This window comes from Kineosphaera limosa NBRC 100340 (assembly GCF_000298215.1).
Taxonomy (GTDB): domain Bacteria; phylum Actinomycetota; class Actinomycetes; order Actinomycetales; family Dermatophilaceae; genus Kineosphaera; species Kineosphaera limosa.
Genome location: NZ_BAHD01000082.1, coordinates 1 through 25,845, shown reverse-complemented (window position 1 = coordinate 25,845; position 25,845 = coordinate 1). Strand labels below are relative to the sequence as shown.

Genomic DNA, 25,845 nt, shown 5'->3' with positions numbered 1-25,845 from the left:
GCCGCCGCGACGGGTCCGGCACCCCATTGGACGCGCCCATCGCCGCGATCGCGCCTGGCGTGCACCCAGCCGGCACCGACCACCTGACCACCGCGCCGGGCAGCGGGCCCAACGCGCCGACGGATCCCGGCGCCGACCCCGCGGCCCCGGCATCCGGTCCGGCCGGCAGCGGACTGGCGAGCAGCACCGACGGCCTCTTCGACCTGCCGGAGCCGACACCGCCGCGCCCACGCCCGCGGGTCGAGCGCGACGACTACGACCCCGACTCCCTCGACGACGTCGTCCAAACCGGCGACGAATAGTCCCGCCGGGGGTCCGTCGGCCGTCGGTCGGCTACCGGCGGCCGAGCAGCGCGCAACCACGTTGCCCGGGAAGGCGAATCGTCCCGACCGCCAACCTGCGCAAGTCGTTCGCCCACAATGCTCTGCGGAGGCTCTCGCGCGGCTAGATTCACGGCAGCCCGCACACCCGTGCGTGGGGGGTCGTCACATCGTCGTGAGGAGCAGGCATGATCGCCCTGCACACCGCCATCGCGATCGTCATGGTCGTCGTGCTCATCATCAAGGTGAAGGTCGACCCGGTGATCTCCCTGGTCATCGCCTGCTTCTACCTAGGACTCGCCTCGGGGGTGGGCTTCGAGGAGACGGTCAAAGCCATCACCAGCGGCTTCGGCGAGATCATGGCCAAGGTCGGTCTGCTCATCGGGTTCGGTGTGCTCATCGGGTCGCTGCTCTATGCGACCGGGGCGTTTCGCACGATGGTGCGGGCGCTGCTGACCGCGGTCGCCGCCAAACGTCTGCCGTACGCGATGGCCGTGGCGATGTCCACGGTCTTCCCCTCGATCTACGTCGACGTGCAGGTGGTGCTCGCCGCGCCGGTCGCGCGCTCGACGGCGCCGCACCTGGGCGGGCGCGGCCTGCCGCTCATGGCCGGCGCCTTGGGCACCGGCATCTTCACCGGCTACGTCTTCGTGATCCCCGGACTGGCCGCCATCTCCATCGCCGGGCTGCTCGGCATCCCCCTGGGCACCTGGCTGCTGTTCGGCATCATCATCGGCCCGGCGACCGCCCTGGTCACGGTCACCCTCCTGCGACTGCTGCTGCGCACCGGCTACTGGAAGCCCGAGCGCGACGAGGAGCCTGACCAGGCGATGCTGGAGCAGGAGGCGCAGGCGGCCGTCGACACCGACGCGCAGTCTTCGGCGCCAGAGGAGCGCGGCCCCTCGCTCCTGCTGTCCATGGCGCCGATCGTCGTGCCGCTGCTGATGATCGCTTTCGGCGCCTTCGCCGAGCTCTTCGAGTTCACCAACCCGTTCATCGACTTCCTCGGCAACGCGAACGTCGCGCTGTTCGTCGGCCTGCTCATGGCCTACGTCATGGCCCGCCGCATCGTCGGCGGCGACCGCACGGGTGAGGCCATGTCCGAGGGCTTCCACACCACCGGCGAGATCCTGCTCATCACCGGAGTCGGTGGCTCGCTCGGCGCGGTGATCGAGGCGACCGGGCTCGACCAGATGCTCGCGGACCTCTTCTCGGCCGACGCCGGCGCGCCCGTCGTCGTCAGCATCCTGCTCGCGTGGTTCATCGCCGCGGTGTTGCACCTGGCGATCGGGTCGGTGTCGGTGGCGGCCATCACGGCCGGCGGCATCCTGGCCCCGGTGCTGGGCTCGATCCACGTGGCGCCGGTCGCGATGGGCCTGGCGATCGCCTCCGGAGCCCTCTTCGCGCTGCAGGTCAACAGCAACTTCTTCTGGATGTTCAAGGCGCTGCTGGGCCTGTCGACCCAGGGCGCCTTGAAGACGTTGACGATGGTGACGACGATCGCCTCGGTGGTGTCGCTGCCGATGGTGTTGGCCGTCGGGCTGCTCGCGTGATCGCGTGATCAGTCGGCGGCCGGCCGTCCCGCAGCAACCTCCTTGCGGGCGCGGCGGGCGGCCTTGCGGGCATTGACGCGCTCCACGAACGGCATGGTCCGCGCCATGATCCAGGCGTGGCTGGCGTGCCAGAGCCACTCGACGGGGCCGCGGCGGAAGCGGCGTAGCCACAGGGCGCTGAAGACGAGCAGGATGGCGCTGACGAAGGCCCACGCGAGGATCGTGTTCCAGACCCCCCAGCGCAGGTGCTGGGCCAGGCCGAAGCCCCAGTTGTAGAAGAGGATCGAGGCGATGAGGTTCTGCCCGATGTAGCAGGTCAGAGCCATCTTGCCGACGTTGGACACCGCCGTGCCCACCCGGCCCGGCCGCCGGCCGCCGGCGTAGAAGGCGGCGACCAGAGCTAGCAGGCCGAAGGCGACCAGGGCCGAGGTGAAGTACCGGTTGAACATGCCCGTGTACTCGCCGAGCCACAGGCGGGTGCCCCAATCCAGCGGAAGGCCGATGCCGAAGCCGACGATCAGCACCCACCGACGGAGCCGTGCCCCGCGCTCCTCGAACAGGCCGGCGCGGTAGAGGAAGGCTCCGACGAGAAACAGGCCCATCCCCATGACGAACATGATGGGAATCTCGCCGCGCCCGCTCCAGAAGTTCGTGAACCGGCCGACGACCCCCTCCCAGTAGGAGTCGGTCGGCGACAAGAGGTTCTCCGGGGCCGGTCCGATGCCGCCGGCGCCGCCACCCTCCGCGGCGAGGAGGGCGAGCACCCGGTCGGGCGTGGTGTCCAGGAGGCGGGCGGCCTCGGCGAGCTGCTCCGGCGTGACCGCCTGCGGATTCTGGCCCAGCCGGCTCAGCATGTCGTAGCGGCCGTCATCCATGACCACAGGCAACGACATGAGGGACAGCACGGCCAGATGGGCGGCCACGCCGATCCCCATGACCCACTTCTGCACCCGCGGTGACCCCGTGAGAACGACGCAGACGACCAGGGCGGTCAGCCCGTAGCCCATGAGCACGTCGAACTCGAAGATGAACAGGTAGTTGAGCAGCCCGTCGAGGATGAGCAGCGCCGCCCGCCACGGGTAGCTGCCCAGCCAGGTTTCGCCCTTGCGTACCGCCGACTGGCGTTGGATCTCCAGGCCGATGCCGAACATGATCGTCAGCAGGCCGATGAACTTGCCGTCGGTGATCAGGCCCAGGAACGTGGTGATGGCGCCGTCGAGCGGCGTCAGCGGATCGACCTCCGGCGCACCCCCGAGGAAGATCCCGATGTTCATCGCCAACGTCCCAAGAATGGCGATCCCCCGCAGCACGTCCAGCGCCGCCAACCGCCCCTGCACGGCTGGCGACGCGGACGTCGAGGTGGCGTTGTCCTTGGTACTCACCTTCGTCGGCGTGACGTCGACACTCACGGCCGTCCCCCATCCCTCGTCGAGCTGACCTGCCCCCTGATGGCAGGCCGGCTCGGGAGGCCGAGTGCCACCCTGTCTCCCACCTTGGGGTGCCCCGGGGGCGCGTCGCGTCGCCCGCAGGGCTGAACCGGCTCTGCGCGGTCAACCAAACGGTGGATGGTGGTCGATCTACGCTGGTCGTGTGCGTGTGGCCTTCGTAATCGCAGTGATAGCCCCGGCGCTGCTGCTGGTGTACCCGGGGTTGGACGCGGACGAGCCCGTGCGCAGTGCGGTTCTGGTCGACGTGGTCACCGCCATCGTCGCTGCTGCGGTGATCTTCATCGCCGCCTCGCGCGGACCCAGCCGCCGTTCGTGGCAGCCCCTGCTGGGCCTCGTTGCGCTGCTGTGGGTGGCCTCCGTGCTGATCCTGCACTTCATGGACGTGCCGTGGCTGCATTGGCCGGGCACCACCTCCTGGATGGTTGCCGTCGCCGCCGGCATGCTCACCTCCTCCGTCGGCCTCGTGCACTGGGCGGTGTGGGAAGGACACAAGAGGTCGCTGCGCGACTGGTTGCCTTCGGTGCCAGCGACGGCGTGGTGGGCCTTCGTCTTCGCGGCAACGGCGACCCTGTCGCCGCTGACCGAGGGTTGGCGCAATGGGGCGGTCTTCATCCCGGGCATGTTCATCCTGACGACCATGGCCATCGGGGTGGGCTTGGGAGTGCGCGGGCAGCGGCTGCGGCTGACCCGGCAGCGCGTGCAGGTGCGCGATCGGGAGCGCCGCGCGATGGCCCGCGAGTTGCACGACGTCATCGCGCACGAGGTGGCGGGCATCGTGGTCATGGCCCAAGCGGTGCAGGGCGCGACACCGGATCCCACCTCACGGCAGGCGTTGGCGCGTATCGAGGCGGCCGGTGAGCGGGCGTTGCAGGGGATCAGGGCGATCGTCGCGACGTCTCGGGAGGACGAGCCGACCGTGGGCCGTGCGGGCCGCGGCAACCGCAAGCCGCACACGGAGAGCCTGGACGACGTGGGCCGCCTCGTCGACGACTTCGAGCACACCACGTCCGCCACCGTGCGGCTGCACCGGCGCGGCGCCCTCGATGGGAGCGAGAGCGGCGGCGGATCCGTCAGCGCCCCGATCGCCGGGGCGGCCTATCGCATCGTCGCGGAGTCGCTGGGCAATGTGCGCCGCCACGGACGCGACGTCACCCACGTCGACGTCGTCCTGGAGTTGACGGGCCGCACGCTCGTCATCGAGGTCTGCGACGACGGTGCCGCCACCACCCTCACGTCCGTCGAGGATGCCGACGGGTGGGGCCTGCCGGGCATCGCCGAACGTGCCGATCTGGTGGGTGGGCGTGTCGAAACCGGCCCCCGCCCGCAGGGCGGCTGGCGAGTGCGGGCCGAACTACCGCTGAGGGGGCCGGGAGCGTGACGATCAAGGTGGTGCTGGCCGACGACCAGGAGATGGTGCGTTTCGGCATCGGCATGATCCTGGCCGCGCAGGACGACATCGAGGTCCTGCGCGAATGCTCCGACGGTCTGGAGGCGGTGGACGCGGTCCGCGAGCTCCGCCCGGATGTCACGCTGCTGGACATCCGGATGCCGCGCCTGGACGGCTTGGACGCGGCGCGGCTCATCGCGCAGGAGACCAAGGTCGTCATCGTCACGACGTTCGGCGACGACGACCTGGTCGACGAGGCCCTCGACATCGGGGTCTCCGGGTTCGTACTCAAGGACGCCGGCCCGCAGATCCTGGTCTCCGCGGTGCGCGCCGCCGCCAGCGGCGACGCCCTCATCAGCCCCGAGTTGACGGTCTCCTTGCTGCAGCGCCGCCGGGGCCCGGCCCGCACGCCCGACCCCCGGGTCGAGCGCCTCAGTCACCGCGAACTGGAGGTCGTGCGGCTCGTCGCCCGCGGCCGCACCAACGCGGAGATCGCCGCGGAGCTGTTCCTGTCCGTCGCCACGGTCAAGACCCACCTCATCCGCATCTCCTCGCGTCTCGACCTGCGCAACCGCGTCGAGATCGCCGCCTTCGCCTGGTCCAGCGGCCTGGTGGAGTAGCCGGGAGAAGGCCACTGCCCTTGTCACCCGACAGGCACCGTGCAACATCGATGGCATGGTTATGCCACAATCGGGTCATGCCACGCGCGCGGATCAGCACCACCGTCGACCCTCAACTGCTGGCACAGGCACGCGCGCTAGCACCTCAGGAGTCCGACGCGACGATGGTCGAGCGCGCCCTGACGGCGCTTCTCGGGCAACACCGTCGCGCTCAGATCGACGGGGACTACGAGCAGGCGTACAGCCGTCACCCCTTGGACGAGCCCGACGAATGGGGAGATCTACGGAGCTTCGGCGACGCGGTCCGCTCCTGATGACCACCCCAACCAGGGGCGAGCTCTGGTGGTGCGAACACCCCGACATCGGTCGGCGACCGGTGGCCGTCCTCTCCCGCGATGCCGCCATCCGCGGCCGGCGGCTCGCGATCGTCGCGCCGTGCACGACGACCGTGCGGGGGTTGCCCAGCGAGGTGCGGCTGCACCCCGGCGAGGATCCAGTGCCACGGGATTGCGTGGTCAACCTCGATTCGATCGAGCAGGTGTCGATCGCCCTGCTGACGGATCGTCTTGGTCGACTCTCCGATGACCGCCTACGGGCGCTCTGCGCGGCACTCGCCGTAGCTGTGGATTGCTGACCTGCTCACTACCTGCGAACGGCTCCGTATTGCTACGACTCAGTCGCCGGCGCGCAGATGCTCGATGAGGCGGTCGACGAAGGCTTCGCAGGCGAGTAGTTGAGCGAGGTCGACGTACTCGTTGGGGCCGTGGGCCTGGGCGATGTCGCCGGGACCGCACACAATCGTGTCGATACCGGTACCGGCGAACTGGCCGGCTTCGGTGCCGTAGGTGACGCGTTCGGCGGCCTCGGTGGCGCCGAGCGCGACGGCCAGTTCGACGGTGCGCGAACCGTCTTCGGCCTCGAACGACGGAACTGCAGCGAGCACCTCGACGTCGACCGACGCGCCCGGATTCTCGGCTTGCATGAGCTGCTCGAGCCGGGCGGCCTCGCCGCGCAGCAACTCCAACACGTTGCCAGGGGCGACGGCCGGGATCGTGCGGAAGTCCAGCTCGAGCCGGCAGCGGTCGGCGACCGTGTTGGAGGCGATGCCGCCGGCGACGACGTTGACGCCACCCGTCGTATAAGCCACGGGGTACGCCTCGTCGAACGGCCCCGCCTCGCGCCAGCGCTGCGCCTGCTCCCGCACGAACCGGATGAAGGCCGCGGCGTATTCGATGGCGTTGACCCCGTTCGGCGTCAGCGACGAGTGCGCCGCAACACCGGTGAACGTCACCGCGACGACGTTCATCGACTTGTGCCCGGTGATGACCCGCATGCTGGTGGGCTCCCCCACGATGCACGCGCGGGGCGCGATGCCGAGGTCGGCGATCTGCTTGACGATCTGCGCGCCACCCAGGCAGCCGACCTCCTCGTCGTACGTCAGCGCGAGATGGATCGGCTCGTTCAGCGGCGTCGCGAGCATCCGCGGCAGCGCCTCCAACGCGACGGCGATGAACCCCTTCATGTCGGCGGTGCCGCGACCGTAGAGCCGCCCGTCGCGCACGACCGCCTCGAACGGGTCGCTGTCCCACTCCTGCCCGTCGACGGGCACCACGTCGGTGTGCCCTGAGAGCACGACCCCGCCGACGCGACCGCCGTCGGCCGCCGGGATCGTCGCGACGAGATTGGCCTTGCGACCGCTCTCGTCGGGCAAGACGTGCGGCTCGACGTCGTGCTCGCGCAGATACTGCGCGACGACCTCGATGAGCGGCAGATTGGAGTCGCGGCTGGTCGTGTCGATCGCGACGAGCCGGCGCACCCACGCCAGGGATCGCGGAGTCGCTGCAGCGTCGGTCATGGCACCCGATTGTGTCATCGACCGGGCAGACCCCGACTCACAGCACGTCGTCGTCGACCCAGTCCAGGGTTTTGGTGACGGCTTTGCGCCAGTTGCGCAGCAGGCGGTCGCGCTCGTCGGCCTTCATCCGCGGCTTCCAGCGCGCCCCCTCCTTCCAGTTCGACTCGACATCGCGCTGGCCCTCCCAGAAGCCGACCGCGATGCCGGCGGCGTAGGCCGCGCCGAGGGCCGTGGTCTCGGTGACTTCGGGGCGCACGACGTCGACGCCGAGGATGTCGGCCTGGAACTGCATGAGCGTCTCGTTGGCCGTCATGCCGCCGTCGACTTTCAGCTCGCGCAGCTCGGAGTTGGAGTCGACGTTCATCGCCTGCACGACGTCCGCGGTCTGGAAGGCGGTGGCCTCCAACACCGCCCGCGCCAGGTGGCCATTGTTGACGTACCGCGTCAACCCGACGAGGGCGCCGCGGGCATCGGGGCGCCAGTGCGGCGCGAACAGCCCCGAGAACGCCGGCACGAAGTACGCCCCGCCGTTGTCCTTGACCGACAGCGCGAGCGTCTCGACCTCCTGAGCGTCCTTGATGATGCCCAGGTTGTCGCGCAGCCACTGCACGAGCGAACCGGTCACCGCGATCGACCCCTCGAGGGCGTAGACCGGGTCGCGGCTGCCGACCTGGTAGGCGACGGTGGTGAGCAGGCCGTTGTCCGAGCGCACCGCCTCCCGGCCGGTGTTGATGAGCAGGAACGAGCCGGTGCCGTACGTGTTCTTGCCCAACCCCCGGGCGAAGCAGGCCTGCCCGAACGTCGCCGCCTGCTGATCGCCGAGGATCCCCGCAATCGGTCGGCCTGCCAACAACCCCTGAGCGCGCGTCTCGCCGTAGACCTGCGAGCTCGCTTTGATCTCCGGCAGCATCGACATCGGGATGCCCATGTCGGCGCAGATCTGCTCGTTCCAATCCAGGGTGTCCAGATTCATGAGCATCGTGCGCGAGGCGTTGGTGACGTCGGTGACGTGCAGGCCGCCGCCCTTGGCCCCACCCGTCATGTTCCACAGCACCCAGCTGTCGGTCGTGCCGAACAGCAGGTCACCGGCCTCCGCGGCCGCACGGGCGCCCTTGACGTTGTCGAGGATCCACGCCACCTTCGGCCCCGAGAAGTAGGTCGCCAGCGGCAGCCCGACCCGATTCTTGTACCGGTCCACTCCCCCGTGCCGGGCCAGCTCGTCGCAGATCTTCTGCGTGCGGGTGTCCTGCCAGACGATCGCGTTGTGCACCGGCTTACCGGTGTTGCGGTCCCACACGACCGCCGTCTCGCGCTGGTTCGTGATGCCGACGGCCGCGATTTGGTCGCGGCTGATGTCGGCGCTGGCCAACGCCTTACCGACGGCCTCGCGCACGTTCTTCCACAGCTCCATCGGATCGTGCTCGACCCAGCCCGCCCGCGGAAAGATCTGCTTGTTCTCCAACTGCCCGGAGGCGACGGGTTGCCCCTGGTGGTCGAAGACGATGGCGCGCGAACTCGTCGTGCCCTGGTCGATCGCGAGGACGTACGTCGGTGTCGTCATGGGCGAATACTGCCAGGTGGGGGCGTCGCCCCGGGGCCACGAACGGCGAATACCTGAACAATCGTCCAGGTGCCGTCGGCGTTCGCCTCAGTGCACATCGTCCTTCTCGTCCACGTGCCCACCCAGCGATTCGGGATGCTTGGCGTACGTCGGCTTGGCGAAGACGGCGCGGTTGACGAACCAGGTCAGCGCCCAGAGCCCGATGCCGATGAGCATCAGCACGCCGCCGATCTGGTAGTCGCGACCGTCGCGCCCGGAGAGGGGGCTGGCCAGGAAGGCGCACAGAATCGCCCCGGCCACCGAGATGATCGTCGGCGAGTGGAAGTGATTGTGCTCGACCTTGTCACTGCGCAGCACGAGCACGGCGATGTTGACGATCGTGAAGACGCACAGCAGCAACAGCGACGTCGTGCCGCCGAGCGCCGCGAGGTCGGCGAAGAAGATGAGGCCGAAGGCGATGGCCGTCGTGAAGATGATCGCCACCCACGGGGTGCGCCGGCCGGGGTGCACCTTGCCCAGCGGGCGCGGCAGCACCTCTTCGTGCGCCATGCCATACAGCAGCCGCGAAGCCATGAGCATGTTGATCAGCGCGGAGTTGGCGACGGCGAACATGGTGATGAAGGCGAAGATCCCGACGGGGAAGGACGGGGCCCCGGCGGCGACGACCTTCAGCAGCGGAGCGTCCCCCTCGCCGAGCTGGTCCGGCGGCACCAGTGTCACCGCGGAGATGGCCACGAGTACGTAGATGACGCCGGTGATGACCAGCCCCGTGAGCATGATCTTAGGGAAGATCCGCACCGGGTCCTTCGTCTCCTCGGCCATGTTGACCGAGTCCTCGAAGCCGACCATCGCAAAGAACGCGAGCGCCGTGGCCGCGGTCACGGCACCGAAGGCGGTCTCCCCTTCGGGGATGCGGATCTGGGTCAGCTGGGAGGTGTCCCCCAGTCCGCGCATGATCGCGAACGCGCCGATCCCGATGATGATGAGCAGCCCCGTGAGCTCCACGATCGTCAGGACGACGTTGAGTTTGACGCTCTCAGCGACGCCGCGGAAGTTCACCCCGGCGATGGCGAGCATGAAGCCCAGCGCCATCCACAGCAGCCACGGATTGTCCTGCCCCCAGCCGATGACCTCCGAGAGGTTGCCGGCGAAGGCCTTCGAGGCGCTGGAGGCCGAGGTCAGGCCGGAACACATGACGGTGAAGCACACGAGGAACGTCAGGAAGTGCACGTTGAACGCCCGGTGCGTGTAGACGGCCGCCCCGCCGGCCTTGGGGTACTTCGTGACGAGCTCGAGGTAACTGAAGGCGGTCAGGATCGCCACGATGAACGCACATAGGAAGGGCAGCCAGACGGCTCCGCCGACCTCCTTGGCGACCTTTCCGGTGAGGGCGTAGACGCCGGTACCCAGGATGTCGCCGACGATGAAGAGCAGCAGCAGCGCCGGCCCGATGCGCCGGACGAGACCCGGCTCACCGCCGCGGCCTTCGCCGCCCTCGGCAGCTGCGGCTGATCCGGAAAGGTCCTGTGCAGTCATGTCGCACAGAGTGCTCTGTGATCAAGCGTTCGTCCAGTGGAGTCCCTGCCTGGGCTCCGCAATCGTGTCCGATTCGTGATGCCTCCAGGTGGCAGCCGCGCTGCAGCCCTGGCCCGGCACAGAACGCTGGGCATATATCCCAGCCGAATCCTTGTCGTCGGCTCTGCAAGCGCCTTAACGTCGGATTTTCCAAGGGCCCGACGAGGTGCCCCGCGCACTCTCGACAGCGAGGTTCCCTCTCATGACCACGCATGACGACGCCGGCGCGACCGGCCAGCACGGCGATCCGGCCGCCCCGATCACCAACCCGGATCGCTCGCTCTACAACGACGACCTCGCACCGCTGCCGCGGGAACGGCGCTCCTGGGGCTGGTTCGAGATCTTCAACGTCTGGTCCAACGACATCCAGAGCCTGGCCGGCTACACCCTGGCCGCCAGCCTGTTCATCGGTGCCGGCATCAGCGGGTGGTGGGTCTTCGCGGCGATCCTGCTCGCGGGCCTCATCATCAAGGTGTTGTGCGACCTGGCCGGTGCGCCGAGCGTGAAGTACGGCATCCCCTATCCGGTGTTCGCGCGGGCCGCCATGGGGGTGCGGGGCGCCCAGTTCCCGGCCGTCGTGCGGGCCGTCGTCGCGATCTTCTGGTACGGCGCCCAGACGTTCTTCGCCTCCACCGCGATCGCGCTCGCACTCAATGCCTTGCTCGGCAACCCGGGCGGTGCGACGTTCCTCGGGCTCACCTGGGTCGGGTGGGTCTCCTACGTCGCCGCGTCGCTGCTGCAGGTCTATCTCTTCCTCGGCGGTATCGAGAAGATCGGCGGCTTCCTCAACGTCGTCGGCCCCGCCGTCTACCTCGTGATGATCGCGCTGCTCGTGGCCATCTGGATGCAGGCCGGCTCCGACATGCTGACCGCCGTCGGGTCGATCTTCGCCAGCGACAACCTGTCCACAGGGGCCGCGATCACCGCGTTCTTCGGCGTCGTCGGCACGATGGTGGCCTACTTCGCCGCGGTCGTCATCAACTTCGGCGACTTCGCACGTAACTGCCGCACGGTCGGCGAAATGCGGGTCGGCAACTCCACCGGGCTCATCTTGAGCCTCGCGCTCTTCACGTTCCTATCCGTGTTCACCACGGCGGGTGCCTACATGGTCTACCAGGGCGGCGTCGGTGAGCCGCTGACCAATCCGACCGACATCGTCGCCCAGGTCGACAACGTCTTCCTCACCGTGCTGGCGGCCGTCACCTTCCTGCTGGCGACCCTGGGCATCAACGTCGTCGCGAACTTCATCCCGCCCGCCTACTCGCTGAGCAATATCGCACCGAGCCGCATCAGTTTCCGCACCGCGGGCATCATCACCGCCGCCGCCGGCTTCGTCATCGGCGCCCTGTGGGTCTCGACGATCTCCCAGATCGGCCTGCCGACCTTTGTCGACACGCTCGGCGCGGTGCTGGCCCCGCTGTACGGCATCATCATCGCCGACTACTACATCCTGCGCCGCCGCCACCTGCGCCTGCAGGAGCTGTACACGCTGAGCCCCGAGGGCGCCTACTGGTTCGACCGCGGCTGGAACGGGAGGGCGATCATCGCCTTCGCCGTGGCCGCCGTCTTCTCGGTGGCGACCGTATGGGTCCCCGCGCTGGCCGGGCTCGCCGGCTTCGCCTGGGTCATCGGCGCGGTGCTCGGCGGCGTCTTCCACTGGGCGCTCATGCGGGGGCGCACCGTCGTGTGACCTGCCATCGCATGACCGCGTCTGGGCACGGCGCCACACGGGCGAAACGGTTAGCGTGAGGTGGTGAGCCTCGTCGATCCACGCCTCGCGGCCGGCCTGAGCCGGGCGCGCGGACTGGTGCGCGACCGCCCCCACTCCCCCGATTCGTGTTCGGCGGCGTGGGTTGCGGGGCAGCCGCCGGCCTGGGGCAGCGCGGCGACGGCGACCTTCTGGGTGGCGCTCGAGCAGCCCGGCCCCTGGGGGCACGACGCCTTCGCCGCCTCCCGGCTCGACCCCGTGATCGGAGGCGGCATCGCGGCCCGCGCTGGCGCCGCGGGCGGGAGGGCCCTATTGCTGCGCACCCCGGGCCGGGCGAGCCTGCGCCGGCCCGGTCCGGCGCCACGACGAGTCCTCATCGCCACCGGGATGCCGGTGGGGCGACCGCAACTGTGGACCGGTTCGGTCACCGACCCGCGCGACGTGCTCGACCTGCCGTGGCAGGAGCTCGCGGCCGGCCACCCCGAACGGGCCGCCCGGGCGTTGGACTTGCGCCAGGGCACCGAGTCGGTGCTGCTGATCTGCACGAACGCCCAGCGCGACGTCTGCTGCGCCAAGCTCGGACTGCCCCTTGCGGCGACGCTAGCCGCCGAGTACCCGCAGCGCGTCTTCGAGTGCAGCCACACCGGTGGACACCGGTTTGCGCCCACCGGGGTGCTGCTGCCGACCGGAGCCACGCTGGGGCGCCTCACCTCGCAACTGGCCGCGGCGGCCCTGCACGCGCCGCTGACCCGGCTCGACCACAACCTGGTCGACGCGCAGAATCTCCGTGGACTCGCGCACCTGGAGCCGGTGCTGCAAGCTGCGGATGCCTACGCCCGCGCCACCCACGGAGTGCACGACCTCGCCATCGACACGAGGGCGACCTTGGTGCCCGGGCACCCGCGCACCACCGCGACGACCCGCGTGGTCTCGGTGCGACTCGCGCAACACGGTGCGGGCGAGCCCGAGCAGCTCCTGCTCGCCGTCACCGAGACGACCGACGGGGTCGACCGGCCCGTCTCCTGCGGTCGTGCACCCGCCCCGAGCAGCTTCTTCGACGTCGCCGAACTGACCTGACTCGAACGAAGCTCGCCGGCATCGTCTCCGGCGGTGGCGTCATCGCATCAGGCGTCGATGCGCTCGGTGTCCAGGGAGTGAGCGGAGTCGACGATGAAGTCTTTGCGGGGCGCGACGTCGGTGCCCATGAGCAGGTCGAACACCTGCTCGGCGCGTTCGGCGTCGGCCAGGGTCACGCGCCGCAGCAGGCGGTGACGCGGGTCCATCGTCGTGTCGCGCAGCTGGTCGGCGTCCATCTCACCGAGGCCCTTGTAGCGCTGCATCGGCTCCTTGATGCGCTTACCCCGTTTGTGCAACCCCGTGACAGTGCGCCGCATCTCGGCCTCGTTGTAGGTGTAGATCAACTCGTTCTTGGCCGATCCGGCGTTGACGACCTCGATGCGGTGCAGCGGCGGCACGGCGGCGTAGACCCGCCCCGCCTCGACGAGCGGGCGCATGTATCGGAAGAACAGGGTCAGCAGCAGCGTGCGGATGTGGGCGCCGTCGACGTCGGCGTCGGTCATGATGATGACCTTGCCGTAGCGGGCCGCCTCCACGTCGAAGCTGCGCCCGGAGCCGGCCCCGATGACCTGGATGATCGCCGCGCACTCGGCGTTGCGCAGCATGTCGCCGACCGAGGCCTTCTGCACGTTGAGGATCTTGCCGCGGATCGGCAGCAGCGCCTGGAACTCGCTGGTGCGGGCCGCCTTGGCCGTGCCCATGGCGCTGTCGCCCTCGACGATGAACAGCTCGGTGCGCTCGATGTCGGTGGTGCGGCAGTCGTAGAGCTTGGTCGGCAAGGTCGAGGACTCCAGGGCCGACTTGCGGCGCTGGTTCTCCTTGTGTTGCCGGGCCGAGATGCGGGCCTTCATCTCGGCGACGACCTTCTCCAGCACCTGCGTCGCCTGGGTTTTGTCGTCCCGCTTGGTCGAGGTGAGCCGAGCCGTCAGCTCCTTCTCCAGCACTCGGGAGACGATCGCGCGAACGGCGGCGGTGCCGAGCACCTCCTTGGTCTGCCCCTCGAACTGCGGCTCGGCCAGGCGCACCGTGACGACAGCGGTCAGGCCGGCGGCGACGTCGTCCTTCTCCAGCTTGTCGTTGCCGACCTTGAGGGCGCGGGCCCGCGTCTCGACCTGCTTGCGGACGGTCTTGAGTAGCGCCTGGTCGAAGCCGGAGACGTGGGTGCCGCCCTTGGGGGTGGCGATGATGTTGACGAACGAGCGCACGGTCGTCCCGTAGCCGGTGCCCCAGCGCAGCGCGATGTCGACGCCGCAGTCGCGGGTGACCTCCGTGGGGGTCATGTGCCCCTGCTCGTCGAGCACCGGCACGGTCTCGGTGAACTGCCCGCTGCCGCTCAGGCGCCAGACGTCGGTGACCGCAGGGTCGGTCGCGAGAAACTCGCAGAACTCGGTGATCCCCCCGTCGTGCAGAAAGACCTCCTCGCGGGGGCCGGGTGCCTCCTGCTCGCTCGCCGCCGGCAGCACCCGCTCGTCGCGCAGCGCGATCCGCAGACCGGGCACCAGAAAGCTGGTCTGGCGCGCCCGAGCCGTTAGGTCGTCGTAGGAGAACCGCGCCTCTTTGAGAAAGACCTGGCTGTCGGCCCAGTACCGGATGCGGGTGCCGCGGGCCCCGCGTTTGGTCTTGCCGATGACCCGCAGCTCGCTGCCGTCGACGAAGGGCGTAAACGGCGAGCCCGGAGAGCGACCGGCCGAGTCGTCGAACGTGCCGGGCTCACCGCGGTGAAAGCTCATGAGGTAGGTCTGACCGGCCCGGTCGACCTCCACGTCGAGCCGCTCGGAGAGTGCGTTGACCACTGAGGCGCCGACGCCGTGCAGCCCACCGGAGGCGGTGTAGGAGCCGCCGCCGAACTTGCCGCCGGCGTGCAGCTTGGTGAAGACGACCTCCACGCCCGAGAGACCGGTGCGCGGCTCGATGTCGACCGGGATGCCGCGGCCGTCGTCGCGGACCTCCACCGAGCCGTCGTCGTGCAGCACGACATCGATCGCGGTGGCATGCCCGCCGAGGGCCTCGTCGACGGAATTGTCGATGATCTCCCACAGGCAGTGCATGAGGCCGCGGGAGTCGGTGGAGCCGATGTACATGCCCGGGCGCTTGCGCACCGCCTCCAGACCCTCGAGCACCTGCAGGTGCCGGGCCGTGTAATCGGTGTTCGCGCGAGCCACGAGATCCTCCTTCGATGTGACGCCGGTCAGGCTAACGTGACGCGCCGACAAGCTCGGGGAGGCGCAACGCAGCGGGGTCGCCACAGTAACCTCGAACGACTGATCGGGCCCCCCGATCGAGCGGCATGCCGGCCCTGGCGCCGACCTGAGCGGACGTGGGGAAAGCCACACCTGCGACGGTCTCGGTCGCCCCGCCAGCAATCCGGTCGATGGGATCGGTACCCAGCCCGCAGGGGCACGGCGAACGTTTCGATCCGATGAACGCTGGTCCCAAAGGGCGAGTGGGCAGGGTCGGGAACGTTCTGGCGTGCTTGACTGTTGGCACTGGAGCATAAGGAACTGCCCCAGCACCGCCGAGATGGCGTGCCGGTTCCGAGCGAAGAGATGGAAGGCTGACGTGAGCGCTGCACTTGCAACCCCCCTGACCTCGGCCGACCGCTGCGACCGGTGCGGTGCGCAGGCGTACGTTCGAGCCCGCCTTTCCTCTGGCGGCGAACTATTGTTCTGCGCCCACCACGGGCGTGAGCACCTGCCCAAGCTGCAGGACCTAGCGGTCGACATTCACGACGAAACGAGCCGTCTGACCCAGACCGCCGGCACCGACTGATCCAAGACCCACCCCTCCCCCTCACCCCCGTCGAAAACACACCGTGGACATTGCCGTAACAGTGCTCGCGGGGCTGGCGATCATCGTCGGCCTCGCGGGCATCGTCTTGCCCGTGCTGCCGGGCCTGCTCATCGTCTGGGCCGCCGTGGCCGTCTGGACCCTGGTGGTGCAGACGGGAGCCGCCTGGTTCGTCTTCGTTCTGGCCACCGCGTTGACCCTCGCCGGCTGGGTGCTGCAGTACCTCATCCCCGGCAAGCGGCTGCGCGCCGCCGGCGTACCGAACCGTTCGACGATCATCGGCCTGGTCGCTGGCATCGTCGGCTTTTTCGCCATTCCCGTGCTCGGTCTGCCGCTGGGCTTCGTCGGTGGCGTGTACCTGGCCGAGTTGGCGCGCATCGGCAAGGACGGTGCCTGGGAGTCGACCCAGCAGGCCGTCAAGGCCGCCGCCATCAGCTACGGCATCGAGATGCTCACCGGCATGCTCATCGCCGGCACATTCATCGTCGGCGCCTGGATCTCGCTCGTCTGAGAGTCTCGCCTGAGAAGGGCGCAACGAACGGGCCGCCTCACGGGGCAGCCCGTTGGTGCGTACTGGCTGGTTTAGAAGTTCTGACCGTCTTGGCGGCGCTTGTCCCACCGCTCTTCCATGCGCTGGGTGAAAGACCCACCGCCGGAGGGCTTGGACTTCGATCCGGGCTTACCGGGCTTGGCGGCGCGGCGGGTGCCACCGCTGCCGGCCCCGGGGACCACCTTGAGGTTGGCCCCGCCGCTCTTGCTCTTGCGGGCCGGAGTGGCGGCCCAGGCGACGCCGGCGACCATGAGGACGAAGCCGACGACACCCAGCGGGATGAGAGAGGTGGCGACGCCTGCCACGACGACGGCCAACCCGACCACCGCACCCACGGCGCCCACGATCACGCGGCGACGGTTCGGGGAGTGTGCGCTGCCCTTCATCTGACTGGCAAACCGAGGATCCTCGGCGTAGAGCGCACGCTCCATCTGCTCGAGGAGCTTTTGCTCGTGCTCTGACAGCGGCACGTGGACCTCCTATTGCCCCGGTCTGGAGTTCGACCCGTGCTCTGCTGGCCCGGGGGTGCCGGGCGCGTCGATGCGCGAACCGATGCGCGGCGTCACCTGATGCGGCGCCACACATATATAGGGTCAAGGATAGGTCTCCGAGGCGCTGTTAGCCAGCCACACCCACGGCCTTCGGTGCCGTTGCCCAGGGTGGCCTCAGACACACCCGTTCAGGGCCGTTTTGTCCGAGACGTCCGGCCGCTACTCAGGCCCACGAGGCTGCCCGGTCGGACCGCTCCCGCGCCGAACCGGGCGCTCGCCCGATCGACCGCGAGATCGGCGTCGCGCCAACCGTGTTCCGGCTCGTCAAGAGCCCCTTGAACCGGTGCCAGCGCAGTCTCGACGAGCCCTTCGAGGCGCACCCCGACGAGCCGGATGCGGGCCCGCTGCAGGGCCAGGGCATCGAACAGGTCCCGCGCGGTCTCGTAGACATCGCGGCTGACGTCGGTGGGATCGCGCAGGGTGCGGGCGCGGGTGATCGTCGTGAAATCGCTGAACCGCACCTTGAGGGAGACGGTGCGGCCCATCATCTGCGCGGCGCGGGCGCGGGCCGCGGTGCGTTCGGAGAGGCGCAGCAGCCGGCGGTGGATCTCGATCGGGTCGTCGATGTCGTAGGCGAAGGTCTCATCCGAGCCGATGCTGCGTTCGCGCCGCACGGGGACCACGCGCCGCGGGTCGCGGCCCCAGGCCAACTCGTGCAGGGCGGCGCCGTTCTCCCCCAGGGCCCGGCGCAGCGTGGCGACCGGGGTGTGCGCGATGTCGGCGACGGTGCGCAGCCCCAGCCGGTGCAATTGCTCCTCGGTGCGGTCCCCGACTCCCCAGAGGGCGGCCACGGGCAGTTGTTGCACGAAGCCGACGACCTCGGGGACCGGCACGACGATCATCCCGTCGGGTTTGGCCAGCCCGGAGGCGAGCTTGGCGACGAACTTGGTGGGCGCCACCCCCACCGAGCAGGTGACGCCCTGCTCGTCGGCGATGGTGTCGCGCAACTGCTGGGCGATCGTCGCCGGCGGCCCGAGGCGGCGGATCGCGCCGAAGACGTCGAGAAAGGCCTCGTCGAGTGACAGCGGCTCGACCAGGGGGGTGATCTGCGCGAAGGTCGCCATGACGGCTTTTGAGATGCGGTCGTACAGCGCGTGGTCGGGCGCGATGACGCTGGCCTGCGGGCACAACCGGCGGGCGCGCGACATCGGCATCGCGGAGGCGACCCCGAACCGGCGGGCCTCGTAGGTGGCCGACAGCACGACGCCGCGGTTGCCGCCGCCGATGATGACGGGGGTGCCGCGCAGCTCCGGGCGGGCGAGCAGGGACGCGGAGGCGTAGAAGGCGTCCATGTCGACGTGCAGGATGCCGCAGCCCGTGTCGTCGGCCGGGCCGGCCGCAGTGCGTTCGGGGGCGCGGAACTGTCGCCGGCTCACCGTGGGGCTCGCCTGCGGCGTGGGACTCTCATGCGCCCTCCTGCGGGCGGCGGGCGACGACGTGCAGGGCGGCACCCAGTTGGCCGAGGAAGGCGTAGGTCGGGTGCGTCGTGATCGTCTCCTGCAGGTCCAGCAGGGCGGCGTAGTCGGCCTCGGTGTCGAGCATCGCTGCGGGTACCAGATCGTCGAAGAGGCGCACGCCGTGGACCCGCTCGACCTGCAGGCCTGCAGCGCTCAGCACGTCTTGTAGTTGTTGGGCATCGAACCGGCGCGGCATCGGGTCGCCGGGGCCCCACCGGCCGTCGTTGCTGACCAGCGCCGTCTGCGCCTGCTCGAACCGGCCGCCCAGGGCACGGCCCAGCACGGCCGCCAGGCGGCCGGCGGCCACGACGGACAGGATGCCGCCGGGAGCCAGGGTGCCCGCCAAGGCCTGGGCGGCGGCGGCGACCGCGGCGTCGTCGTCGAGCACTTCCAGCACCCCGTGGCAGGTCACCAGGTCGGCCTGACCGGGCGGCACCACCTCCGGCAGGGTCGCCGCGTCGCCCTGGACCGCGATGATGCGCGTCGAGACCCCGACCTCCTGGGCGCGGCGACGCAGCGAGGCGAGGGCATCGGGGCTGGGGTCGACGACCGTCACCGTGTGCCCGAGCTCGGCCAGCGGCACCGCCAGACCGCCGGTGCCGCCGCCGAGGTCGACCACCCGCAGCGGCCGGTCGAGCTGCTGTTCGCGCGGCGCGACGGCGGCCAGCACGGCCTGCCAGACCGCGGCCGTGCGGATCGACGGCGAGGAGATCGGCGCGGCGGTGTCCGCGGCGTCGCGGTGGGGGGCTCGGCGCTGGTCGTCGGTCATCGCGGGCGCTCCTTCGAGGGCGGTCTGTTGTCGTGGGCGGATCGGTGACGGGCACGTGCGGCCAGACTATTCGCACACCCGCTCACCGCCCCGAACTCCCCGGTGAGGAGTGCCACAGCTTGCGCCCCGAGCCGCCGGAGGAGTCGCCGGCCGGGCGCACGTCGGAGTACAGCGACTGGGCGAACCCCGAGGAGTGCACGAGCACCCGCCGGGCCTCGCGGCCGATCCCGACCTGCGGGCCACCTTGGGCGTCGCCGGTGGTGTCGGTGGCGACGGTGGCGGCGGCGTCGTCGGTCAGCAGGGCGCGGACCGCTTCGATGCCGCCGGTCTCCCACTCGCGGGTGAGCTCGGCCAGCTCCCACGCCCCGGTCGCCCGCAGCGAGATGCCCATCGGGCCGGTGCGCCGCACCACCCCGCGCACCAGCAGCAGCCAAGAGCCGAACACCGTGGCGGCGTAGGGGCCTTGGACGTCTTCGAAGAACGTCGCGTCGGCCGGGCCGGTGGAGTCCTCGAGGGTGAGAAAGACGACGCGGCGCCCGGAGCGGACCGGCGGGGTCTGGGTGGCGACCTTGACCCCGGCGACGTAGATCTCGCTGCGGCTGCGCACCTGGCGCAAGTCGGCGGCGCGCACGACGGGCAGTTGCGCGAGCATCGGGGCGTAGGGGTCGAGCACATGGCCGCTGACGTCGAGCCCGAGGATGTCGAGTTCGGCGTGTACCCGTTCGGCGCGGGTCATCTCCGGCAGCCCGGTGCCGGTGACGACGGGGGTGTCGCCGAGGTCGAGGCGCAGCTGCATGGGTTGGTGCTCCGGCGCCGCGACGGCCGCGGGGGCCTGCGACTGGGCCGCCGCGGACCGGCGCACGTCGATCCCGAGTTCTCGTTCTCGCTCTTGTTGCCGGCCCCGGTCGCGGTCACGGTCGGAATCGGTGCGGTCGGAGTCGCTGCGCTCGGGGCGGCCGTCGCGGGTCGCCGGGGGTCTCACCCCGGACATCGCCACGCGGGCGCGCCGGCCGCGGCGGCCGTGCAGCGAGGCCGACCAGCGTTCCAGTTCGCCGACGTGCAGCAGCAGGTCGCGTCGGGTGATGCCGCCGCGGCGGCCCAGGCCGTCACCGCCGTCGAGGCCGTACAGGGAGTCGAACGCGCCGGCGAGCACGAGCCGCTCGGCGACCGGCCGACAGACGTGCGCCCGCTGCCAGAAGTCGGGCAGGTCGGCGTACGGCTGCCCCGCGACGATCCGCGCCAGCTCGGCCTCGCTGACTCCCTTGACGTCGGCCAGCGACAGCCGGATGCCCAGGTCGGCCGCGGCTACACAGCCGGCGCCGCCAAGACCCCCGGCACTACCAAGCCCACCACCAAGTCCACCGGCGATCTCCAGGCCGCGAACGACCTCCGGGGCATCGAAGGGGTCGTCGTCGCTGGCTTCGCCGCCGAGGCGTTCGAGGCGGTAGCTGCCGTCGCTGATGTTGACGTCGAGCGGCAGGATCGGCACGCCGAAGCCGCGGGCGTCGTCGAGGATGAGCCGTTTGGGGTACATGCCAGGGTCGTGGGTGAGCACTCCGGCGAGGAAGGCCGCCGGGTGGTGGGTCTTGAGCCAGGCGGACTGGTAGGTGGGCAGCGCGAAGGCCGCCGCGTGGGCTTTGCAGAAGCCGAAGCTGGCGAAGGCGGCGAGCACCTCCCAGATGCGTTCGACGTCGCTGGGCTCGTAGCCGCGGGCTGCGGCGCGGGGACGCCACCACGCCTCCACGCGGTCGCGCCCCTCGTGGGTGCCCATCGCGCGGCGCACCTCGTCGGCCTCCGCGAGGCTCACCCCGGCGGTGGTGGCGACGATCTGCAGCACCTGTTCGTGAAAGACGACGACACCGCAGGTGCTTTCGAGGGCGTAGGCGAGGCTGGGGTGCAGCAGGTCGGGCTCGTTCCAGCCCTGTCGGGCCTCCAAGAACGGTCGGATCATGTCGGACTTGACCGGCCCCGGGCGGAACAGCGAGATGTCGATGACGAGGTCGTCGAAGCTGTCGGGGGCGAATTTGCCGATGAGCTCGCGTTGCCCGGGGCTTTCGATCTGGAAGCAGCCGAGCGTGCGGGTCGAGCGGATGAGGTCGAAGGTCGCCGGGTCGTCGAGGGGCAGCTGCGTTCGGTCGTCGAGGTCGACGGTCGTGCCGGTCACGCGGGCGACCTCGTCGACGGCGTGCGCCATCGCGGACTGCATGCGGATGCCGAGCACGTCGAGTTTGAGCAGGCCGAGGGTTTCGACGTCGTCTTTGTCGAACTGGCTCATCGGAAAGCCGAGCCAGCTCGCCTCGACGGGGGTGCGGTCCAGCAGGGCGGCATCCGAGAGCACGACCCCGCACGGGTGCAGCGCGATGTGCCGGGGCAGCCCGTCGAGGCGTTCGACGAGTTCGAAGAGCACCTCCAGTTGTGCGCCGCCGGGCAGCAGCCCCGACCCGCCTGCGCTCCCCCGTCCGCTGTGGACACCGAAGGCCGCCAGCTCGGGCAGTTCGGCGATCGCGTTGCGGGCGTCGCGGGCGCGGATGTGGGGGAACGCTTTGGCGATGGCGTCGATCTCGACGGGCGGCAGCCCGAGGGCCGAGCCGACGTCGCGGATGGCGTGCCGCACCCGGTAGGTCTCCATCATCGAGACGCAGGTGACGCGGTCGCCGCCGAAGCGTTCGAGGATCTGCTCATACACCGCTGTGCGGCGGGCCGATTCGACGTCGACGTCGATGTCGGGCAGCTCGGCGCGCAGCGTGGTGCAGAAGCGCTCCATGAGCAGGCCGTAGGTCAGCGGTTCGATACCGCTGACGCCGAGCAGGTAGTTGATCATGCTGCCGGCGCCGGAGCCGCGGGCGGCGCAGCGCACTCCCATGTCGCGGATGAGGTCGCAGACGGCGGCGACGGTGAGGAAGTACGTCGGGTAGCCGAGGTCGCGCACGACGGCCAGTTCTTCGTCGAGTCGGGCGTGCACGGCGGCGAGCCGGGCGTTGCCGGCGCCGGGGTAGGCGCTGGGCACTGCCTCGCGGCAGCGGCGGGCGAGCACCTGTTGGCAGTCGGTGCCGGGGGCCAGCCCCAGCGCCGACGGTTCGGGCAGGTGGACCGAGCCGATGCCGATGTCGGTGCGGGGGTCTTGGGTGCACTCTCGGGCGACCTCGCCGGTGCGGGCCAGCAGCCGGCGGGCCGCTACCGCGTCTTGTTCGCCGGTGACCCGGCGCATGGCGGCGAAGATCGTCGGGGCGTCGCACAGGTGCCCGGCGGTGCTGACCCGGTCGATGTGCCGTTCGTGCAGCAGGGTGAGGCGGCGGGCTGCGTCGAGCACGTCGACAGTCGCCCCCTGTTCGGGGTGGGCGTGGCGCACCGCGGCGCTGGCCAGGGCGGGGATGCCGGCAGCGGTCGCGAGCGCCAGCATGCGGCGGGCGTGCGCGGCGCCGCCGGGTGAGTCGGGCGGGCCGCCGTGGTTGACGATCTCGATGGCCAGGGCGCCCGGTGGCAGCAGCGCCAGCCAGCGGTCCAGCAGCTCACGAGCCACCCGCGGCCCGCGCGCCCCACCCGATGCTGCCCAGGCACCCGCGCCGGCGTTGACGCTGCCGCGGGGGTCGGGGATGAGCGCCCGGCCGACGTCGCTGTCGGGGCCCAGCAGCACGAGCAGCGGGGCCGGCTCCCCCGGCTGCGGGCGACGGCGGTGGCTGCCCGCACCCTCGTGCGGGCCCCGTGCGCGGGGGTCGGCGCGCCACCCGTTGCCAAGGGGGCGGGCGTGTTGTGCGATCGACTCCGGGGTGGCGCACGGCGAGCCGCGCTCCCCGCTCAGGTGGGTCGCGGTGACGAGTCGGCACAGCCGGGCCCAGCCCGCGCCGGGTGCCAGTCCCGCGCCCTGGCCGCGCGCCAGCACCGTGACTCGCGGATGCCGGGGATCGACGGGCTGGCCACCCTTGACCGGTTGCCGACGCGCGCTCGATCCGGGGTTGCCCGATGCGCCGGCACCGTTGTGGCCGTCGCGGTTGCGGTCGGCGCGGTTGCGGTCGGCATGGTTGCGGTCGGCATGGTTGCGGTCGGCATGGTTCGGCTCCGGTGCGAGCGCGAGGTCGACGCCGAGGATCGGCGCGATCCCGGACTGCTGGCAGGCCTGCACGAAGCGCACCGCTCCGTAGAGTCCGTCGCGGTCGGTGAGCGCGAGCGCGCCTTGGCCGGCCGCGGCGGCCGTCGCGACCAGTTCGGCCGGTGGGCTCGCCCCGTACCGCAACGAGAAGCTCGACGCGACGTGCAGGTGCACGAAGTCATCACGCATAACACTCCCTCCCTCTCTTGCCGTCGCCAAAGTCGTCTGTCCCCCAGGCAGCCCCCGCTGCCACCCCCTCGGTCAATCCCCAGGTCAAGCCCCAGGTCAAGCCCCAGGTCAAGCCCCAGGTCAAGCCCCGGGGTCTCGCTGTCGCGGCACAGCCAACGGACCCCTCCTTCGCGCGGCGCGCCGCACGCTCCCGGCGAAGGAGGAGCCGTTGGTGTGCGCCTACTCAGCCGCGGCCGGCGACCGCCAGCGGGGTCGGCACCGGTATCACGGGCAGGCCGACCGCGGCCCGCACCAACGCCAGAAAGGTCTCGGCGCCGCGCAGCAGGTCGTCGGCCTCACGCAACCCCGCGGGCTCTCCGCCCGCTTCTAGCGCCGACCGGCGGGCACCGGCGAGGGCGAGATAGTCGGCCCATTCGGCGAACTCCGGCGCGGCCGCGCGCAGCGAGTCCCACACCCCGATGGCCTTGCCGTCGCGCCCGCGCAACCGGCTGCGGCCGCTGCCCCGCCGGGAGGGCCGCATCACCAGCAGTGCCGCGGCGGCACGCTGCGCCCCCAGATGGGCCTGCAGGTACCGGTCGGTCGTCGTGTCGGCCCGGCAGGCCTCGAGCAGGCTGCCCGCCGCTCGGTCGAGCAGCTCCAGCCCCGCCTGCAGGTCACCGGCGAACCCATCCGGGCCATCGGCTCGCTTCGCGGATCGTGTCGCTCGTGTCGTCATTCGAGTCATCGCCATCACCACCCGTTCGCTGCGCTCACTCACCGCGGGCCGCTCGCCGCAGGTCCGTTCGGCAGAGGTCCGTTCGTCAGAGGTCCGTTCGTCAGAGGTCCGCTCGGTAGGCACCCAACAGGCATCCGACCAGCGGGCGTGCCGCTCAGTCGAGGACGGTCAGCAGCCGCCATTGATCGGCGCCGGTGCACACCAGGTCGTACACCCCGAGTACTCGCACCGTTCCCGACCGGCCCAGACCCGCCTCGACTCGCCACACGACCTCCTGTAGGTCCCCCAGCAGCGCTGATGAGCCGGACTCCGAGACCGGCGCGGCGGTCGGCACCGAAACGGCCGCAGCCGCGGGCCGTCGGGCCGCCGGCACCTCGATGGCTGCGCGGTCCGGATCCATTGCGTAGCGCCACCACGGCCGGCTGCGCACCCAACTGTCGATGACGCCGCGCACGATGTACGTGCGCCGCCGCCAGCGAAAACTCTCCGGCGCCTCGTCGGCGCAACTCACCTCGATCGGCTCGTCGTAGTTGCGCATGGCCGCTCCTGTCCACCGTCTTCACCGTGCTCACCTGTTCACCCCTACCTGGCCGACTTCTGGGCAGCGCCCACCACGTACCCTGAAGTCGAACACCTGACCGACATCATCGAACAGTTGTTCGATGTCAGAAACTGTACCTCCCACCACCGACAAGACGTCAAGGTCAGTGCGGAGTCAGCCCCGGCGCCACGCAAACAGGCAGGTCAGCGAGCCAAGGGGCTCAGGTATGACCGCAGGTCAGGCCGCTTCGGCTGCGAGAGGCCGGCTTTGCCGTGCGGGGGCGGCGTCGTGCCGTAGCCAGATCCCGCTCGTCGCGATGAGGAGCAGACCGATTGCGGCCGGCAGGCCGGTCCACGGAGCGATGTCGGGAAACGTGCGGGCCGGCGATGAGGCCCAGGGCCGCCGCCTCCCCGGCTGGAGAGATCAGGACGGTCGCGGTAACGACGATGAGGCTCGCCGGCCGCGGCGTTCGCTCGCTGGACGCAATGAGCACACAGGCCAACAACGGCGCTGCCATCCAGGCGAGCGAAAACGGAAGCGTCAGCCACACCAAGATCAGGTTTTCGTCCAACCAGCCGAGGGCCGTGGCCGCGACAGTGGCGCCGCCCAACGCCCAAGCCCCGGCAATCCACGGCGCCAGTGGCGACGAGAAGGCGCGAGCCAGGTGCGCGAGCGCAAGCCCGGTCAGGACGACGGCTGCCAGCATCACGGCGACGGACCAGGCGGATGCGGTCGCGTAGTAGTTCGAGGACTGCGCCGCCACGCAGGCCGACGAGGCATCGATGCCGGCGACATCGCAGCCACCCCATCGCAGCAGCGAACCACCCGCCATCAACCCAGCGGCCACCAGGCTCAATGCACTTCTTCGGACAGGCATCCCCACCCCCAACATGCTAACGAGACACTCCGGAAGTCGATGGTGCCGTTGCATTTGTCAGGACCGGCAAGGCTTTGCGCTCCGGCATCATTGTCGATTCGGAGAAATCACTGGAGCCGCTGTCGCCTTCATCGTCATTGCTGCCGTCCCGGCGTGGTTGGTTGCCGATGGGGGTGCCGTCGGCGCGCGTCCAGACGACCACGTTCGGGGTGACTGTT

General features: G+C 70.3%; 21 protein-coding genes and 2 pseudogenes. 10 read left to right on the top strand and 13 right to left on the bottom strand.

Annotation, left to right across the window (positions count from 1 at the left end; translation table 11 throughout):
• Positions 1–302 (top strand): annotated as a pseudogene (locus KILIM_RS18855) (DNA topoisomerase IV); the annotation flags it as partial.
• Positions 303–508: 206 nt separating this feature from the next.
• Complete coding sequence (locus tag KILIM_RS18850; protein ID WP_006594336.1) at positions 509–1,873, top strand: GntP family permease; 1,365 nt, start codon at positions 509–511, stop codon at positions 1,871–1,873.
• 8 nt (positions 1,874–1,881) lie between these two features.
• Here KILIM_RS18850 and KILIM_RS18845 read toward each other — a convergent pair whose 3' ends face one another.
• A complete protein-coding gene (locus tag KILIM_RS18845; protein WP_006594335.1) occupies positions 1,882–3,282 on the bottom strand; it encodes a DUF418 domain-containing protein in 1,401 nt (466 codons plus the stop codon).
• Positions 3,283–3,463: 181 nt separating this feature from the next.
• Here KILIM_RS18845 and KILIM_RS18840 point away from each other — a divergent pair, with 181 nt between their 5' ends.
• From KILIM_RS18840 to KILIM_RS18825, 4 genes are all read left to right on the top strand, one after another.
• Positions 3,464–4,699: a sensor histidine kinase gene (locus tag KILIM_RS18840; RefSeq protein WP_006594334.1), complete on the top strand. Its 1,236-nt coding sequence runs from the start codon at positions 3,464–3,466 to the stop codon at positions 4,697–4,699.
• Positions 4,696–5,328: a response regulator gene (locus tag KILIM_RS18835; protein ID WP_006594333.1), complete on the top strand. Its 633-nt coding sequence runs from the start codon at positions 4,696–4,698 to the stop codon at positions 5,326–5,328. The genes KILIM_RS18840 and KILIM_RS18835 overlap by 4 nt, the downstream gene beginning before the upstream one ends.
• A gap of 77 nt (positions 5,329–5,405) precedes the next feature.
• Positions 5,406–5,642 carry a hypothetical protein gene (locus KILIM_RS18830; protein WP_006594332.1) on the top strand — a complete coding sequence of 79 codons (237 nt, stop codon included), beginning with the start codon at positions 5,406–5,408 and terminating at the stop codon, positions 5,640–5,642.
• Positions 5,642–5,962, top strand: coding sequence for a type II toxin-antitoxin system PemK/MazF family toxin (locus tag KILIM_RS18825; protein ID WP_006594331.1), 321 nt, complete (start codon positions 5,642–5,644; stop codon positions 5,960–5,962). Before KILIM_RS18830 ends, KILIM_RS18825 begins: the two co-directional genes overlap by 1 nt.
• 39 nt (positions 5,963–6,001) lie before the next feature.
• Here KILIM_RS18825 and argE read toward each other — a convergent pair whose 3' ends face one another.
• The 3 genes from argE to KILIM_RS18810 all read right to left on the bottom strand — a co-directional run bounded on the left by argE (position 6,002) and on the right by KILIM_RS18810 (position 10,280).
• The gene (gene argE / locus KILIM_RS18820) at positions 6,002–7,183 is read right to left on the bottom strand and encodes an acetylornithine deacetylase (protein ID WP_040563852.1); all 1,182 of its coding nucleotides are present in this window, start codon (positions 7,181–7,183) and stop codon (positions 6,002–6,004) included.
• A gap of 37 nt (positions 7,184–7,220) precedes the next feature.
• Positions 7,221–8,744 carry a glycerol kinase GlpK gene (gene glpK / locus KILIM_RS18815; protein ID WP_006594329.1) on the bottom strand — a complete coding sequence of 508 codons (1,524 nt, stop codon included), beginning with the start codon at positions 8,742–8,744 and terminating at the stop codon, positions 7,221–7,223.
• Positions 8,745–8,831: 87 nt separating this feature from the next.
• Complete coding sequence (locus KILIM_RS18810; RefSeq protein WP_006594328.1) at positions 8,832–10,280, bottom strand: APC family permease; 1,449 nt, start codon at positions 10,278–10,280, stop codon at positions 8,832–8,834.
• 241 nt (positions 10,281–10,521) lie between these two features.
• Here KILIM_RS18810 and KILIM_RS18805 point away from each other — a divergent pair, with 241 nt between their 5' ends.
• Both KILIM_RS18805 and KILIM_RS22780 read left to right on the top strand, forming a co-directional pair.
• Positions 10,522–12,009, top strand: coding sequence for an NCS1 family nucleobase:cation symporter-1 (locus KILIM_RS18805; RefSeq protein ID WP_006594327.1), 1,488 nt, complete (start codon positions 10,522–10,524; stop codon positions 12,007–12,009).
• 63 nt (positions 12,010–12,072) lie between these two features.
• Positions 12,073–13,104, top strand: a complete 1,032-nt coding sequence (locus KILIM_RS22780) for a sucrase ferredoxin (RefSeq protein WP_157551826.1) — start codon at positions 12,073–12,075, stop codon at positions 13,102–13,104.
• 47 nt (positions 13,105–13,151) lie between these two features.
• Here the strand turns inward: KILIM_RS22780 and KILIM_RS18795 are convergent, their stop codons facing one another.
• Positions 13,152–15,266, bottom strand: coding sequence for a DNA gyrase/topoisomerase IV subunit B (locus KILIM_RS18795; protein ID WP_006594325.1), 2,115 nt, complete (start codon positions 15,264–15,266; stop codon positions 13,152–13,154).
• A gap of 397 nt (positions 15,267–15,663) precedes the next feature.
• On the opposite strand from KILIM_RS18795, the gene KILIM_RS25195 reads away from it, so the two are divergent.
• A complete protein-coding gene (locus tag KILIM_RS25195; protein ID WP_006594324.1) occupies positions 15,664–15,873 on the top strand; it encodes a DUF7455 domain-containing protein in 210 nt (69 codons plus the stop codon).
• Positions 15,874–15,916: 43 nt separating this feature from the next.
• Complete coding sequence (locus KILIM_RS18785) at positions 15,917–16,402, top strand: DUF456 domain-containing protein (RefSeq protein WP_006594323.1); 486 nt, start codon at positions 15,917–15,919, stop codon at positions 16,400–16,402.
• A 71-nt stretch (positions 16,403–16,473) separates the two neighbouring features.
• Here the strand turns inward: KILIM_RS18785 and KILIM_RS18780 are convergent, their stop codons facing one another.
• From KILIM_RS18780 to KILIM_RS24715, 8 genes and pseudogenes are all read right to left on the bottom strand, one after another.
• On the bottom strand, positions 16,474–16,911 hold the full coding sequence (locus KILIM_RS18780) for an SCO2097 family morphological protein (RefSeq protein WP_006594322.1): 438 nt from the start codon (positions 16,909–16,911) through the stop codon (positions 16,474–16,476).
• 209 nt (positions 16,912–17,120) lie between these two features.
• Positions 17,121–18,368, bottom strand: a complete 1,248-nt coding sequence (gene dinB, locus KILIM_RS18775; protein ID WP_006594321.1) for a DNA polymerase IV — start codon at positions 18,366–18,368, stop codon at positions 17,121–17,123.
• Positions 18,369–18,396: 28 nt separating this feature from the next.
• A complete protein-coding gene (locus tag KILIM_RS18770) occupies positions 18,397–19,218 on the bottom strand; it encodes a methyltransferase domain-containing protein (protein WP_006594320.1) in 822 nt (273 codons plus the stop codon).
• A gap of 82 nt (positions 19,219–19,300) precedes the next feature.
• Positions 19,301–23,494, bottom strand: coding sequence for a DNA polymerase III subunit alpha (locus KILIM_RS18765; protein WP_006594319.1), 4,194 nt, complete (start codon positions 23,492–23,494; stop codon positions 19,301–19,303).
• A 223-nt stretch (positions 23,495–23,717) separates the two neighbouring features.
• The gene (locus KILIM_RS18760) at positions 23,718–24,218 is read right to left on the bottom strand and encodes an SAV_6107 family HEPN domain-containing protein (protein WP_040563855.1); all 501 of its coding nucleotides are present in this window, start codon (positions 24,216–24,218) and stop codon (positions 23,718–23,720) included.
• Between the two features lie 145 nt (positions 24,219–24,363).
• The gene (locus tag KILIM_RS18755) at positions 24,364–24,747 is read right to left on the bottom strand and encodes a DUF6504 family protein (protein WP_006594317.1); all 384 of its coding nucleotides are present in this window, start codon (positions 24,745–24,747) and stop codon (positions 24,364–24,366) included.
• 223 nt (positions 24,748–24,970) lie between these two features.
• On the bottom strand, positions 24,971–25,606 hold the full coding sequence (locus KILIM_RS18750) for a hypothetical protein (RefSeq protein WP_006594316.1): 636 nt from the start codon (positions 25,604–25,606) through the stop codon (positions 24,971–24,973).
• A 37-nt stretch (positions 25,607–25,643) separates the two neighbouring features.
• Positions 25,644–25,845: pseudogene (locus KILIM_RS24715) on the bottom strand (HNH endonuclease signature motif containing protein); the annotation flags it as partial.

What these genes read in the sequence shown, in the direction of transcription:
- KILIM_RS18850 (WP_006594336.1), top strand. Translation starts at nt 509, where the DNA reads ATGATCGCCCTGCACACCGCCATCGCGATCGTCATGGTCGTCGTGCTC.
- KILIM_RS18830 (WP_006594332.1), top strand. Translation starts at nt 5,406, where the DNA reads ATGCCACGCGCGCGGATCAGCACCACCGTCGACCCTCAACTGCTGGCA.
- KILIM_RS18825 (WP_006594331.1), top strand. Translation starts at nt 5,642, where the DNA reads ATGACCACCCCAACCAGGGGCGAGCTCTGGTGGTGCGAACACCCCGAC.
- argE (WP_040563852.1), bottom strand. Translation starts at nt 7,183, where the DNA reads ATGACCGACGCTGCAGCGACTCCGCGATCCCTGGCGTGGGTGCGCCGG.
- glpK (WP_006594329.1), bottom strand. Translation starts at nt 8,744, where the DNA reads ATGACGACACCGACGTACGTCCTCGCGATCGACCAGGGCACGACGAGT.
- KILIM_RS18810 (WP_006594328.1), bottom strand. Translation starts at nt 10,280, where the DNA reads ATGACTGCACAGGACCTTTCCGGATCAGCCGCAGCTGCCGAGGGCGGC.
- KILIM_RS18805 (WP_006594327.1), top strand. Translation starts at nt 10,522, where the DNA reads ATGACCACGCATGACGACGCCGGCGCGACCGGCCAGCACGGCGATCCG.
- KILIM_RS18770 (WP_006594320.1), bottom strand. Translation starts at nt 19,218, where the DNA reads ATGACCGACGACCAGCGCCGAGCCCCCCACCGCGACGCCGCGGACACC.
- KILIM_RS18765 (WP_006594319.1), bottom strand. Translation starts at nt 23,494, where the DNA reads ATGCGTGATGACTTCGTGCACCTGCACGTCGCGTCGAGCTTCTCGTTG.
- KILIM_RS18760 (WP_040563855.1), bottom strand. Translation starts at nt 24,218, where the DNA reads ATGACTCGAATGACGACACGAGCGACACGATCCGCGAAGCGAGCCGAT.
- KILIM_RS18755 (WP_006594317.1), bottom strand. Translation starts at nt 24,747, where the DNA reads ATGCGCAACTACGACGAGCCGATCGAGGTGAGTTGCGCCGACGAGGCG.